General features: G+C 67.1%; 2 protein-coding genes. Both read right to left on the reverse strand.

Annotated features, from left to right (window positions below; genetic code table 11):
• The coding region (locus tag B3D39_RS16365; RefSeq protein WP_286789889.1) for a glycosyltransferase family 29 protein at nt 1-248 on the reverse strand (248 nt) is incomplete at its 3' end.
• A 9-nt stretch (nt 249-257) separates the two neighbouring features.
• A partial coding sequence (locus B3D39_RS16370; protein ID WP_349678105.1) for an MFS transporter occupies nt 258-928 on the reverse strand: 671 nt, incomplete at its 5' end.

A 928-nucleotide genomic window follows, 5' to 3' on the forward strand; every position in this document is an offset into this window, starting at 1 on the left:
GCCAGCCAGTCGGTGCGCGTGCCGTGGCTCTCGGCCGAGGGCATCGGCGCGCGGTTGATCCGGATCACCACGTCATGCGCGTCGATCGCAGCCCCCGCCTGCCCCTCGGCCAGCGCGCGGGCATTGCCGACAAGCGCCACCGATTTGCCCGCGAGATCACCCAGCAACGCCTTTTGCGAGACGGAGAGCGCGGCAAGCGGGGCCTCGCGCCGCAGCGTGCGATTGATCAGAAATCCGAGCCGGGTCATGCGATGGGTTTAGCTCATGCCATCGCCGCTGTCGCGGGCGAAAACGTAGAAAACCAACCCGATCATCAGCGGCGCGAGGAAGAACGCAAAGAGCAGCCCATAGGCCACCGCAGGCGTATGCCCCACCGAGACCGCATCGAAGACAGGGCGCGAGGCGAATTGCATCGCGGCAACCCCCATGATCGAAAACATGTTGTGCAGCGTCACGCCACGCCCCGTCAGATGCGGCGGGTAGAAGGTGCGGCCATGCGCCATGATCACCGGGAAGGACGCGCCGAAGAAGCCGATCGCCGCCAGAAGCACCGTCGCCAGCCACAGCGACTGCCCCGGCAGGACGAAAAGCACCGCCAAGGCCACGGCCAGCACCGCGTTACCGTAAAGCGCGACCCGTTTGTGACTGCCGAAAATCTTGTCCGCCGGGCCATAGGCGAAATTGCCCGCGATCATCGCGAGGCCCATCACCAACGTCACCTTGCCGATCAGCTGCGCATCCGCGCCGAAGACATCGGCCAGATAGGAGCCTGCCCAGACGCCGCGGATCCCGGCGGCGGCGGTGTAATTCGCGACCGTCAGCGGCAGCAGCACCCAGAAGCCCGGCAGGCGCAGCACGTCGAGCGCGGTGCCGCGACGGCCTGCAGGCTGCTCCACCCGCTCGGGATCGCGCGCGAGCCACAGGATCA

Source organism: Thioclava sp. UBA3469 (assembly GCF_002378135.1).
Classification (GTDB): domain Bacteria; phylum Pseudomonadota; class Alphaproteobacteria; order Rhodobacterales; family Rhodobacteraceae; genus Thioclava; species Thioclava sediminum.